Genomic DNA, 13855 nt, shown 5'->3' with positions numbered 1-13855 from the left:
TTTATCGATCCAGGCCGATGTCGGCAGCGACTGCGGAGTGTGTAATTGCGCCGATGGCAATGCGATCCACGCCGCAGGAGGCAATCGCCAGCACATTGTTCAGGGTGACCCCGCCGCTGGCCTCCAGCAGAGGTTTTTTACCGCACATGTGATTACGCATTTCGACGGCGTGCTTAAGCTGCCACTGGCCCATGTTGTCCAGCAGAATCACATCAATCCCGGGAATCGTCAAAACACGGTCGAGCTGATTATCCACGTGGTCCACTTCGACAACAACATATTTGACTTTTGGATTTTCAATGGCCTGCTGGACCATCTTGTGCAGTCTGGGTTCAAATTTCTCGCCCAGCTCCGTCCAGTGGTTGTCCTTGAACATGACGGCTTCGCCGAGGTTCATGCGGTGGTTGTAGCCGCCGCCGCACCGGACCGCATATTTTTCCAGTTCCCGCCAGCCGGGAATGGTTTTTCGTGTATCATAGATTTTCGCCTTGGTACCGCGGACGGCGTTGACAAATTTCCAGGTCATTGTGCTGATGCCGCACAGCCGCTGCAGGAAATTCAGCACGACACGCTCGGCCGACAGCATCGATCGAACCGGTCCTTCAATGACGCCGAGCCGATTGGCGACATTGGCCCGATGTCCGTCTTCGATCAGAACGCGCAGTTTGAGCCGCTCATCATATAGCTTCAGGACGTGCTTGATCAGTTCCATGCCGCAGACGACGATTTCCTCGCGTGTGACAATGTAGGCCCTGTCCATTCGATCTTCGGGGATGCTGATTTCGCTGGTCGGATCCCCATCGCCGAAGTCTTCTTCAACGGCCATCCGTATCAGCGGCAATACTTTTTCGATGTCGAGCGGTTTGATGGCTCTTCGTGTTGCACGTTCTCCCATGTGTTACCTCTTTCTGGTCTTCATCGACCTGTTTTTCTTTGGGCTGTTCTCCATCGCTGCCGAGGCAGCGGCATTGTTTTGAATGGCCGGCATTCCCTTGAGTTCCTGAATGCGGTCACGCAGCATGGCGGCCCGTTCAAAATCCAGCTTTTCCGCGGCCTCAAACATCTGGCGTTCCAGTTCGGCCAGCATTTCAGTCTGGTCAAATTCCGTTTCGTCAAGCAAAATGGCTTCACGGGCGCGTTTCCGGGCTGCAAGTTCATCCGACAGGCCTTTTTGTATCTCTTTGCGTATGGTCTGAGGGGTAATCCCGTGCTGCTGATTGTACGCTAATTGAATTGTACGCCGTCGAGCCGTTTCGTCAATGGCTTTTTTCATCGATGGCGTTATCTTGTCGGCATAGAGAAATACGGTCGCATTGACATTCCGGGCGGTGCGGCCGATGGTCTGAATAAGCGAGGTTTCACTCCGCAGGAAACCTTCTTTGTCTGCATCCAGAATCGCCACCAGCGACACTTCCGGCAAATCCAGCCCTTCACGCAGAAGGTTGATTCCCACCAAAACGTCAAATTCACCTTTCCGCAGATCACGCAGGATGTCAACCCGAGCCAGAGTTTCGATTTCACTGTGCAGATACCGGCAGCGGATTCCTTTGCTGGTCAGAAAAGAAGATAAATCTTCCGCCAGCCGTTTGGTCAGCGTGGTAACCAGAACCCGTTCTTTGGCCTGAATGCGTTTTTGTATCTCGCCCATGAGGTGCTGAATCTGGTCAGAGGCTGGATAGACAAAAATTTCAGGGTCAACCAGACCCGTCGGTCGAATAATCTGCTCGACGACATGTTCTTTGCACAAGTCCAGTTCGAACGGTCCCGGTGTTGCCGACACAAACACAACGTGTTTCCAGCGTTCATAGAATTCTTCGAACCGCAGCGGGCGGTTGTCCATTGCACTGGGCAGCCGGAAACCGTGGTCCACCAGCACCTGTTTTCGATTGTGATCGCCGGCAAACATCCCGCGAAGCTGGGGAATCGTTACGTGAGATTCGTCGATAAACAACAGGAAATCATCCGGCAGATAATCAATCAGGGTGTAAGGGCGGGAGCCGGGTTTAAGGCCTGCCATATGGCGGGCGTAGTTTTCGATGCCGCTGCAGTAGCCTACTTCGCGAATCATCTCCAGGTCATACAGCGTGCGGGCTTCTAAACGCTGGGCTTCCAGCAATTTACCCTCATGCCGCAATTGCAGCAGTCGTTCCTTGAGTTCCTGTTCAATGCTCTGACAGGCTGATTCAATGCGATCGGCAGGCATGATATAGTGTTTGGCCGGATAGATAAAAATCTGATGCTCTTGGGCCAGGATTTCAGAGGAGACGGGATTGATATAACTGAGCTTTTCAATCTGGTCGCCAAAAAATTCAATTCGCACGGCATACGATTCATACGAGGGCCACAGTTCCACCACATCGCCGCGAACACGAAACTTACTGCGGCTGAAATCGATGTCGTTGCGGTCGTACTGCAAATCTGCCAGTCGGCCCAGCAGCTCATTTCGTACGACCTCGTCACCCAGGCGGAGGCTGATGACACTGGCCTTGTAGTCTTCGGGGGAACCCAGTCCAAAAATGCAGGATACGCTGGCGACAATGATGACATCCTTCCGGCTCATCAGGCTGGTTGTTGCTGACAGCCGCAGTCGGTCCAGTTCATCATTGCGTGCGGCATCTTTTTCGATATAGATGTCCCGCTGGGGGATATACGCTTCCGGCTGGTAATAATCGTAATAGCTGACAAAATACTCGACGGCGTTATCCGGGAATAACTGACGGAATTCTTCGTAGAGCTGGGCAGCCAGGGTTTTATTATGCGAAATCACCAGCGCAGGGCGATTGAGCTTTGCGATGACATGGGCCATCGTAAAGGTCTTGCCGCTGCCAGTGACGCCCAGCAGGGTTTGAAAGGGATTTCCCTGCTCAAGCCAGCTGGTCAGTTTGTCTATTGCCTGGGGCTGATCGCCCTGCGGTTTAAACTCACTGTTTATTTTGAAATCACTCATAGGTCCGGAGTATTGATTCAAAAACAGCTATTATAGCATACTCAGAGCAAAATTGATACCCCTTTCTGGTCGGAATCTGGAGACTGCAGAGGATAAAGAACCAGGCGGTTGCGCGGAATTAACTATTTGATTAGAAAGGACTTATGAATTGCAGGGCGTGGATGTGCGGCATGGCCCTAAATCAAACCGGAGAGCTTGCCTTGGCAAGACTCTCCGGTCAAAAGAACCAGACAATGGATTGGCTGGGTCGAGATTCGGTTTTAGCCGACTGGCTTATTGGGCCGGGTCGATTTCGGTCTGCCGGCCTGCTCGTACATACACCGGCCCGAGCAATCCCGACGGCAGCAGGGGGTCGTTTTTGGTCCAGTGTTTCCATGTGGTAAAGGTCAGACGCTCGGGTACGGGGCGAGCCTTTCCTTCGATGAACCAGTCTGGCCAGGCCTTCAGCGGCTTGCCTTTCCACTGGCAATCGTCCGGATATTGTTCGTCGCCGATTAGCCGATTGACCCACAGGTTGGTCACGCGAATCTCCAGTGTGTTGTCGCCGGCGTTAACCGCATCGGTGATATCCACCCGATACGGATTGCACCACAGCACACCCAGGTTTTGCCCATTGACAAGGACTTCAGCCATGATGCAGACTTCGCCGAGGTCAAGCCGAATGCGGTCTGCCGATTTGACAAAATCCGATGGCAGAGTCAGTATTGTCCGATAGGTTGCGGTACCCGAGTAATATTTGATGCCGGGATCCGCATGCTGAGTCCACGAAATCAGTGAGGGCAATTCAATTTTAGCCGGAGCGTTCCACCCGGGAGTAAATTCCACCGTCCAGGGCTGATCTAATACAATTGGCTTGGGTAATGCATCTACGGTTAAGGTCTTGTTGTTTCCGGTAGAGGTCTGCAGGATATACTGACCATTATCCCATGTCACCATTTTCACGGTCTTATTCTGTGCAGTCAATTCAGGCATCCAAGCGGCTGGCTGCCAGTGCTGCGGCGGCAACACCACATCGCTGTTTTCGGGGACATTGAGTGTGCCGGGTTCGCCATTTAGAGTATATCGCACCAGCATCCGTTTGGGCACCAGATAGGCGGGGTCGGTCCCCGCAAAATTATTAGTTGCCCGGATTTTCAAAACATTGTCCTTCACGGCCACGGCAGTCTTGGCGGTCACGTCAACGACCTTGCGTTCCGGCAGCCAAGTCTGGCCTTTCGGCAGGACACCATAACCGGCCATGAGAATCCGCAAGGGCCGACCGGCTGGGCTTCCCGCCGGGGGCAGTATCAGCCGCTGATTTTCGCCAATCTCGGCCCGGGCGGCTTTGCCGTCGTATTCATATTCAACATACAGGGTCTTGACGACATTCGGCACAGGATCTCCGGCCAGACTATTGGAAGCCAGGATATCCAGCTTGTTATCCTGTACACGTTTGGCCAGCTCTGCGGTCACATCGACCATATCCTCTCCATCACAGCTAACCACACCATAGAGGGCCTCGACAATTTCCAGTTTCTGGACAGGTCTGGGCAGCAATTGAGCAATCGTAACCGGTGTGTTTTGCTGCAATCCGGCCACGGTGACCATGTCGCGGCTGACGGGCTTGCGGAACACCACAAATAGCGACCCCGCAGGCCCCAGCGGCAGGGTCACGCGGGTACCCTGTGGATCAGCACGCCACAGGCCTGCCAGGCTAATCTCGCCGGTGACCGGATTCCATAATTCCGGCTGCCTGCCACTGATGCGGAAGAAGACCTCGGTCATACGCGACGAATCATCCTGATGTGAGACGAAATAAATATCGGCGTCGTTGCTGGTTCGATGGATAAATGTGATGGGGACTTTGGTGTCCGATGCGATACAATCGGCGGCGATATTCATCTGCTGCAGAGTCTGGAGGGGCTTGCGTCCCCAGATGATGCGGCCTTTGCCGAAACGCCGTTCACCGGCGGTAGCCGGGGTGGAAGCTCCCCAGACTTCGTCGGCTATTTTCTTGACAGTCGCATCACAGTCCGGATAACCCGCCAGACTGGGTGACAGCTCCGGCTTGGGTGCAAGCACTATGGCACCATCACTAACCAGAGCCCGAATCTTCTCGGCCAGTTTGGGTGTCATAAAACGGGTCTGCGGCAAGACCAGCAGCCGATAACGCATTCCATCTGGCAGGGCGATCATACCGTTGTCCACAGTCAGCTTGTCAATCAAATCGGTACCGCACATATCAAAATCGTATCCGGCCGCCCGCAGTTCGCTATCATCAACCGAACCGTTGGGAGCTGCCTCGCCGACAAAGTACAGCACATCCGCTGCAAAATGCCCCTGCTGGAGCAGAAACTGTGACCGGCCAATATATCTCATCCACGCCTTGCCCGGCTCCCACCAGGTGTTGGTTCGTTCAAAATGCGTTCCCCATTGCCCCATGGTCATCCCCGGCAGCACATTCAGCCACGGCTGATGCGCGTACCGGTGGAAGATATAGCGGTTGATGCCCATACACCAGACCTTGTCGCCCAGCATCTTCATTGAGCCGGGATAATTCTGCCAGCGGCCCTGTTCGGGCGAAGAGGTAAATGATTCCGCCCCAACATAGGTCATACCGTGGGTATGGGCCACCGATGCCGCCAGTTTGAGCGTATGATTCATCCCGCCGCCGATCCAGAATTCGCCCATGACGATATCAGCCTTGGCACCCACAGCCATACATTCAAAGGGGCCGTCATACGGTTCCACTGAGCACAGCAGGCCGTGTTGGTGACATTTGTCGGCGAAATAACCATAGTAATTGTCCGCAAACAGGTCGGCAAACGTCCTTCGGAAATCCCACAAAAACCGCTCTGTAACGGCACTGCTGGTTACCACCCGTCCGGTCAGCGTTGGCAGAAACGGAATTAAATCGTATCCGCGACGCTGCTGGAATTCGGCCTGCATCTTTGGCGTCCAGTTGTTGGGGCCGACTTCATAGCTGTCCACCAGCACATTATTGAGCACCTTGCCCGCAAGCGAGCCGAGCTTATCCAATACCGGCTGCACACCCTTGTTCCAATGCACATCCAGCGCCTCGCGGCTAAGCTTGTCGCATTCCAGTCCCAAACCCGATGTCGGGGCAGGGTGATTCGTCTTGCCGGTTGTGGTGTGGCCGATGCGAAGTATCGTCCAGGAACCAGCGGGGACTTTCCAGTCTAATCGACCTGAAACATCCATTTTATCCGTTAAATTCAAAATGTTGTCTTTGGCAATGACTGCATCCAATGGAACGTCTTCGATTTCCGGCTGGAGTCCATAGGGGCTGTCAAATCCGGCTTTTGCCCTGGCGTTTTTAATCCGAAATGTCTTGTTTGCGGGGGTGGGAAATGCCAATACCGCAATATCACGATAAAAATTCAGTTTGGCTTCCGGTTGTGCCAGTCGGATTGAGTTGGTCTCCGGGGACACTTCGGTTTCCGTCCAAACTACTTGCTGCATTGACAGTTCGGGAGTAATCCACGGCCCGCCGCTGCTGGACCACCCGGCGCAGTTATGAAAACACAGCTCAATCCCGACCCGCTGAGCTTCCTTAGCGGCATGAAGTACCAAATCCAGCCATTCCGGGCTTAGATACATAATCTTTCCAGTCGGGATATCCACGCTGCCCTCGTCACCGACATTGAAAATCTGAGCACCACCCAAACCCGCCCGCGCCATCGCCTCAATATCCGCGGTAATCCCCTCGCGGGTAATATTGCCGTTCATCCAGTGCCACCAGGTATGCGGCCTGGCCTTGACAGGCGGGACGTCGAATCCCTGTTCCAGGGCATCGGCCCCCATACTCCAACCGCATACCATTGCGATACACAACAGCCCCCACAAAAGCCTCAGTTTCATAATAATTCTCCTTAATATGGTATCTGTTTGTCTGATTATCCCCGAAAATACTCTAATTCTGCCAAGAGAAGGGATCCGGCAAGCACAAATATGCTCCTTTGCGACAGATGGTGTGAACATCTGCGCAATTGTTGTAATCCTTTTGGGTGTTGACCAGCGTTTTGCATGATTCTTCTATATCATTCTCTTTTTTGGCTGTTTGACAACCTGTTTTTTTAAATTAAGGGGATATTATTGGAAAGGATTTGGATAAAAGCGGCTAAGTAGTTTAATTAAAGCTGTTTATGGAATGAAGTGAGATTCCGTTTTTATTTCTTCATAGAGCGGCTAAAGCCGTCCAGAACCGAGCACATTTAGTAAACGCATCACATGTCTCATCGGTACTCTCCGGCGTCTCAATTTTCATTCGTTTATTCAATCTGCATCAGCCATTCGTCGGCCAGAATCATAAAATCGTCCATATCGACGATGCAATCGCAGGTCAAATCGTAGCTGCAGCCATCGGGTGTCTGCCAGCCCCGGGCCAATGCTGCAAAGTCGGCCAGATCAATGTCGCCGTCTGATTCCACATCGCCGACCAGGACGTCGGCCCGATACAAATTCCGTATTTCCAGGCTGCTCAGGGGACGATGATAGATTCGCACTTCGTCCAGCACGCCTTCAAACAGACTGTTGGTTGTGCTGCCTCCGAGGCGGGCACCCAGCAGGACATTCTCTTCATCCGAAGTTAAAACCGCCTGCGTATTACTTGCATAAGGGGCGACTTCCGCCGTCCCGTCGATATAGAGCACTATTTCATTGACTGACGGTGTTCCGTCATCCTCCAACACTGCCGCAACATGATGCCAGTCACCGTCATTGACTTTACGCTGGGTCTTGATATACCCATTCCAGATTCCCACGGCCAGGGTCCCGTCCGGATCCACCCGGAACATCCATTTCTGTCCGGCCGACGGACTGCCCCAGGTCACAATCGGGCAATCCCGCGTTCCGGTCGTCTTGATCCACGCACTGCAGGTACGTCCGCCGACAACCCCCCGAAAGCCTTTGATTTCAACGTACTCATGGACTCCATCCAGAAACAACCCGCCGCACCGTTTTCCATGCACCCAATTGGAGGTATCCATATTGACGAGTGTTCCGTCGCGGTGATGAGTCGTGGAATCTTCCGCAATCAGGCCGCCGGCATCATTGAATTGCCAGTGTGCCGCAGGTTGGGTCTGTGCCTCAATCATCATCGAAGACACCCGATCATTCCAGCCATCATCCACAAAACAGGAATCATTGGCGGTCTTGACTAAGGCTGCTCCCTGAAAATTGTCGTCGGCAAATAAGGTTACGGTATAACCCGGCGCAACCCGTATCGAGGAAGCATCATTGTCCTTTCCGCCGCCGGCGGCAATCTGGGCCGCGGTATAAGCTCCCACGCGATAACCCGCCGACCAACCGCCATAGTCGCAGTCCTGATGCAGCCGGACCACCTCGCCGCTGTAGGCGACAATCCCCATCGCATCATTGATTGCGTCACCATACTGGGCCACCGGATAGGTCCCGACGTGAGGCAGCATATCATCCAGGAACCACATGAATCCGCCGGCAATGTCATAGGCCGATTTCCACGTACTCATCCTGGCGGCGACTTGAGATGGAGTCTGCCCGTTGGAATAACACCACAGCCCCGGTGTTACTTTCAGACCGCTAAAATAACTGTTCCATGTCCCCGGATTATTTCCCGCACCGCCGGCATAGCATTGCAGGTAAACCCGGTCCACCGCTCCGGGCCGCTGAGCATTGGTGTTGGTATAGACCGACCTCCAGAAGCTGGATCGGGTATAAGGACACAGGGTGATTTTGAAGCCCATGTCATTGAGCATTAACGACAGGGCCACCGTGGAATTGACATCATAATTGCTCTCATCATCATAGCTGACTGCATCAATGGCCGGGATGGTATCACGGATGGTCTTGAAGTTGCGATACAGGATACTGTCAGGTCCGGTGCCCTGAGAAGCGATCAGACTCTCGATGGTTTCAAAATCAGCCACACCCCACGAACCGATGGAAATTTCCACACGGTTGACCGATGTGGTCCCGGTTTTAAATGCCGCCACCTCACCGGGCCATGCCGTTCGCCCCACATACTTGCCGTCATCGACGATCTTCTGGTCGTTGAGTACCAGGTCCCCATCCGGATAGACATGGATCGTCCACAAGATAATTGTGGTAAAACCCGACGAACGAATCATATCCCGGTAGGTACTTGCGTTGTTGTACAAAGGCCCGCCGCTATATAATGCCGAATGGCCTGCATCAGCAGAAGTTCCGCCAAAAAGTCCAATCAGGCTGATGCCCAGCAGCAGGGGGGTATAATATCGATTCACTTGTCTCATCCGTACTCTCCGGCGTCTCAATTTCCATCCGTTTATTCAATCTGCATCAGCCATTCGTCGGCCAGAATCATAAAGTCATCCATATTCACTGCACAGTCGCAGGTGACATCCCCGTCGCAGCTTCCGGCCTTCTGCCAGGATTGTGCAACCGGGGTAAAATCGGCAAAATCCACAATACCGTCCGATGACAAATCGCCAATCAGGGCATCCGCACGATAAATAGCACGAATTTCCGCAGCACTCAAGGCCCTGCTGTAAATCCGCACATCGTCGATGAGCCCTGCATAAAAGCTTTTGGAGGATAAGCCATCGATGCGAGCCCCAATCAGGACATTGGCTGCACGGGATGTAGCGACCGCCTGAGTATTGCTGGCATAAGGGGTAATTTCAGCTTCGCCATCGATATAGAGTTCGATTTCATTAACCGAAGGCGTGTAATCATCTATCAAGACCGCCGCAACATGGTGCCACCGCCCGTCATTAATTTTACGCTGAGTCTTGATGTAGCCGTTCCAGACGCCCACGGCCAGTGTGCCGTCCGGGTCCACCCGGAACATCCATTTCTGGCCGGCCAGCGGGCTGCCCCAGGTGATGATGGGATTATCTTTGGATGCGGTGGTTTTAATCCATGCGCTGCAGGTCCGGCTATGCATCCCGCCGACCCCCTTGAATCCGCCAATTTCCATAGAATCATCGATGCCGTCAAAAGATAGTCCCGTACATCGTCGGCCCGGAACCCAATTGCTGGAATTCATATTCAATAGCGTCCCGTGCCGGCTGAATGTCGAAGCATCTTTGGCTGTCAGACCAGTGCCGTCATTCATCTGCCAATAGCCCGCAGGCTCGTCAATTGCTTCAATCACCAGAGAACTGAGCCGGTCGTTCCATCCGTCATCGACAAAACAGGAATCATCGGCGGTTTTAATCAGTGTCGCCCCCCCGAAATGATCATTGGCGTAAAAGGTAACCCGGTAGCCCGGCTCAATCCGGACCGAGGATGCATCATTATCTTTTCCGCCGGCGGCAGTGATGTCCGCTGCGGTATAGGCTCCCACCCCGAACTTCGCTGACCATCCGGTGTAACTGCAATTCTGATACATCGTAATGGCTGGCACAAGACTGAGTGTAAAAACCTGACTGCTTACTGCTCCGCAGTGATTGGTATAGGTTGCGATATAATCGCCGGCCTGTGCGAATTGAATATTGGATAAGGTAATTTCCCGACTCGAGGCACTGAATCCCGCCGGCCCAGTCCACGACCACATTCCGCCGCTGACCGGTTCTGGACTGAGGGTTACGGTATCTCCGACATCCAGGCTGGCCCAGGCGGTCTGGGCCTGTTGGTTTCCATTCACCGACAGATAGGGTGTTATGGTGGTTGGGCTGCAGCCGATGATTTTCAGCGAACTGGCCCGGTCATTCCATCCAAAATCGGAAAGACACGACACGTTGGCACTTCGAGTCAGCGTCGCTCCCTGAAAATTATCATTCTCATAAAAGACGACCTGATAACCCGACGCAATTGCTGCCGAAGAAATACTGTTGTCGGGGATGCCGCAGGCCTTTAACTGACCCAGCGTATAAGACCCCGTCCCGAATCCCGCCGACCAGCCGCCATAGCTGCAATTCTCAAAAAACATCACAGGATAGGTCGGAGCCGTTCCCCCCGGCGTCTGGGCCAGCTTCCAGAATGAACGCATGACTGAAGCATTATCCAGCAGTTCAGCCGATCCGCCGCCGGTGTTGTACCAGTCTGTGGGATAACGTCCATACGCATCTTTGCAATTCAGATACAAATATTCCAGATAGCCCGCTGCCACATTCAGCCATCGCGGATTGCGATCCACTTCATAAAGCTCAACCATGGCGTTGGTCATATCATGACCACACCACTTGCCGGACTGCCTGAGATTGTGTTGGGTGCCGTTGACAAAGTGTGTTTCCATTGCAGCCGCAAGACGCTGGGCCTCTGTCAGATAGCTGACATCGCCGGTGATTTGGTAGAGTCGAATGGTTGCCTGAAGCGGCGGGGCGGTCTCATAGCCCAGAAATCCCTTGTCAATTCCGCCGCTGCAGTTGATGCTCTGCCAATACAGTCCGGTCACGGAATCCTGAACGCCGGAGGTTCGCAGCCAGTGATACAGCCGCAGACCGTCCACCAAATACTGCTGAATTCCTGTGGCCTGATAAATCATCAGATTGGCCAGACACGTTGGCGCCGTCGAACAGACATTGGCTCCGCAGGTACTGCTTTCATGCCAGCGAATGCCGCCGTTGGGTGTATCGCCGGGGCCGTTCTCGCCGCTCATGCAAAACACCACCACCGCCTTGGCCCGATCCAGATAGGTCGTGTTGCCGGTAATCTCATAGAGTTCCATCAGGGCCAGGGCAATCCAGGCATTGTCATCATAATAGCGGTCGCCGCAATTGTTGGCACTGGCATTGTAGCCTGATTTGCCGTTGGAAGTACACCAATACTGGCTGTGCATCTTGTTGGCCACCGATTCGGCTTCTGCAAGATAGGCGGATGGATTGACCTTGGCCGCAGCGACAAGGGCACTCAAATGAATCCCTTGCCCCCAGGCATATGCGGGAAAGCGTTGGGTTAGCGACTGAGCATACAATCCGCTCGACAGGCGAAAGTCGGTTCGAATCTGGCTTGTGGCTTCCTGCCCCCATTGCTGCAGGGTTATGTCCGACACTGCACAGGCCTTCTCGGCACCCAATCCAGTCAGTATCCATCCGATAACAGCAATCAGGAACAGTCGTATATTACCCATCATACCCCGCAATTCAAAATCTTCTAATGCCACCCCTTGTACATATTGCTGTATAAATTATGCCAACTTAACAGGGAAAATGGAAGCAGGATAAATGTACCAATTGTAGGACAAATACGGCTTTAATGTGGGGTAAAATACGATTAAAATAGCCTGAAATTATAGGTTATGTACACGGCTGATAGGCTTCAGCCGAGTTGTCAGAATCGCGGCCAGCAGGCATACCATGGCGGCGGGGATAAAGGCTGCAAGCCATAGTTTTCGGTCTCCCATGAATCCTCCAAGAATCGGACCTAAAATGCCGCCAATCCCATAGCCGAGAAATACGCGAGGGTAGTTGGCCCCGACGCTATGGGAGCCAAAATAGTCAGCAGTGGCCGCAGGAAACAGGGCAAAGTTGCCCCCGAAGTTAAAGCCAATCAAAGCGGCACCAAGATAAAGTCCCCATTCATACTGGGCAACAGGATAGAACAGCAGCATCATCAGGCTCTGCGAGGCACTCATCAGGATAATCGAGGATTTTCGTCCGAGATGGTCAGAAATGACACCCCAGGCGATGCGTCCGATCGCATTGGTAATCGCATAAAAGAATCCCATCGCTGTATTTGCCATCGCAGCCGCCTGGACGTGATCGATACCGTTGCTGGTGAGGGTATCGACTCCGAAAAGCTTGATTATCCCGATAACCATCAGACCTGACATCGTCCCTGCCGCATACCCGCTCAAAAGTATCCAGTATTGGGGTGTGCGTATCATTTCTGTGATGGACAGTTCCACACTGGCCGACACTTGTTGAGAGGTGCCGTTGGCACTACTGGCAAGCTGTCCGGCAGGGGGATTGACCATAAAAAAAGACCCGATAGGGATTAAAACGGCAAAAATCAATCCGTAAAGTCGAAAGACTTGGTTGACCGTCCAGCCATCGGCATACAGGCCGTCCCAGCCGGGAGTCAGATTAATCCAGTCACCCAGCTTGAAACCGCCGGTCAGCATAATCCACAGCATCGCCCCCAGCCCAAAGCCTGCGACAGCGATTCCGGTGATAGCCCCTTTTTTATCCGGGAACCATTTGACCAGGATGGCAATCGGGTGAACGTAGGCCAGACCGATTCCTGTACCGGACAGGACCCCGACCGACAGCAGCAACAGCCAAAAGTGGGTTCCCGAAAATCCAGCCAGCAGATACCCCGCCGCAAGAATCAATCCGCCAAAACAGATGGCCAGACGCTGACCGAGGGCCTGTTGGAGACGGTTTGCCCCAAACGCCATCGCCAATGCAAAAAAAGCCAGACCAGCCGAAAAGAGAATCTGGGTCTGGAGACGGGAAAAGTCGTAAGGGGCCTTGGTCAATGGCGTTGCAAAGGCTGACCATGCAAAAATGACCCCCAGGCAAACCTGCACACCAATGGCAGCGGCAAGGATTACCCAGCGATTATGGATGCTCTTTGTTTTGTTTACAGACATCTATTCATCACCAGTCAAAAGAATACAAGCCGGATGCACAATAACACGAATCCGAGTTGAAACGCAAAGAGAAATTGGCTTTGTTTGGTGTTTTACGACAATAGGGGGTGAGTCACTTAAGGGTATTGCCGATAGCCGAGGATTCTGGCGGGGAGAAAGAGGATGGTCTGAACAAGTGCGAGCAGGGCCTTGGCTGCAATGGCGATAATTGTAAAGGGGATCGACAACAGCCAGATAATTGGCCAGAGTATCAGCACCAGCAGGGCCAGCGGGGCGCATAACACCGGCAAAATCGACCATAATAGAATTACAATCAAAACTTTCATTGTCGTTTATCTCCACTTTGCAGATTTTAAGCGATTCTGTTTTTAAGACCGCTCTGGATAAGTGGTTTTTCCAAAAATTTAGTATTA

7 protein-coding genes are annotated in these 13855 nt (G+C 53.1%); all 7 read right to left on the bottom strand.

What is annotated here, in order from left to right:
* Window position 1 precedes the first annotated feature (1 nt).
* Window positions 2-895, bottom strand: coding sequence for a carboxylating nicotinate-nucleotide diphosphorylase (gene nadC, locus ACQ9LF_RS00125; protein WP_462487330.1), 894 nt, complete (start codon window positions 893-895; stop codon window positions 2-4).
* A gap of 3 nt (window positions 896-898) precedes the next feature.
* Window positions 899-2947 (bottom strand): excinuclease ABC subunit UvrB, encoded by a 2049-nt coding sequence (uvrB, locus tag ACQ9LF_RS00120; RefSeq protein ID WP_462487329.1) that lies wholly within the window; start codon window positions 2945-2947, stop codon window positions 899-901.
* Window positions 2948-3220: 273 nt separating this feature from the next.
* Window positions 3221-6808 carry a glycosyl hydrolase gene (locus ACQ9LF_RS00115; protein ID WP_462487328.1) on the bottom strand — a complete coding sequence of 1196 codons (3588 nt, stop codon included), beginning with the start codon at window positions 6806-6808 and terminating at the stop codon, window positions 3221-3223.
* A 410-nt stretch (window positions 6809-7218) separates the two neighbouring features.
* Window positions 7219-9198, bottom strand: a complete 1980-nt coding sequence (locus ACQ9LF_RS00110; RefSeq protein ID WP_462487327.1) for a LamG-like jellyroll fold domain-containing protein — start codon at window positions 9196-9198, stop codon at window positions 7219-7221.
* A 32-nt stretch (window positions 9199-9230) separates the two neighbouring features.
* Window positions 9231-11981: a glycoside hydrolase family 76 protein gene (locus ACQ9LF_RS00105; RefSeq protein ID WP_462487326.1), complete on the bottom strand. Its 2751-nt coding sequence runs from the start codon at window positions 11979-11981 to the stop codon at window positions 9231-9233.
* A 156-nt stretch (window positions 11982-12137) separates the two neighbouring features.
* Window positions 12138-13442 carry an MFS transporter gene (locus ACQ9LF_RS00100; RefSeq protein WP_462487325.1) on the bottom strand — a complete coding sequence of 435 codons (1305 nt, stop codon included), beginning with the start codon at window positions 13440-13442 and terminating at the stop codon, window positions 12138-12140.
* A 116-nt stretch (window positions 13443-13558) separates the two neighbouring features.
* A complete protein-coding gene (locus ACQ9LF_RS00095; protein WP_462487324.1) occupies window positions 13559-13768 on the bottom strand; it encodes a hypothetical protein in 210 nt (69 codons plus the stop codon).
* Between the last annotated feature and the right edge of the window lie 87 nt (window positions 13769-13855).

This window comes from Anaeroglomus insulsum, from assembly GCF_050689095.1.
Lineage (GTDB): Bacteria > Planctomycetota > Phycisphaerae > Sedimentisphaerales > Anaerohalosphaeraceae > Anaeroglomus > Anaeroglomus insulsum.
The sequence above is the reverse complement of the archived record's forward strand: the minus strand, read 5'-3'. Positions and strand labels throughout refer to the sequence as shown.

Bases quoted from the DNA above. Each gene is read 5' to 3' on its own strand.
- ACQ9LF_RS00105 (WP_462487326.1), bottom strand. From the start codon at position 11,981: ATGATGGGTAATATACGACTGTTCCTGATTGCTGTTATCGGATGGATA.
- nadC (WP_462487330.1), bottom strand. From the start codon at position 895: ATGGGAGAACGTGCAACACGAAGAGCCATCAAACCGCTCGACATCGAA.
- ACQ9LF_RS00095 (WP_462487324.1), bottom strand. From the start codon at position 13,768: ATGAAAGTTTTGATTGTAATTCTATTATGGTCGATTTTGCCGGTGTTA.
- ACQ9LF_RS00115 (WP_462487328.1), bottom strand. From the start codon at position 6,808: ATGAAACTGAGGCTTTTGTGGGGGCTGTTGTGTATCGCAATGGTATGC.
- uvrB (WP_462487329.1), bottom strand. From the start codon at position 2,947: ATGAGTGATTTCAAAATAAACAGTGAGTTTAAACCGCAGGGCGATCAG.
- ACQ9LF_RS00100 (WP_462487325.1), bottom strand. From the start codon at position 13,442: ATGTCTGTAAACAAAACAAAGAGCATCCATAATCGCTGGGTAATCCTT.
- ACQ9LF_RS00110 (WP_462487327.1), bottom strand. From the start codon at position 9,198: ATGAGACAAGTGAATCGATATTATACCCCCCTGCTGCTGGGCATCAGC.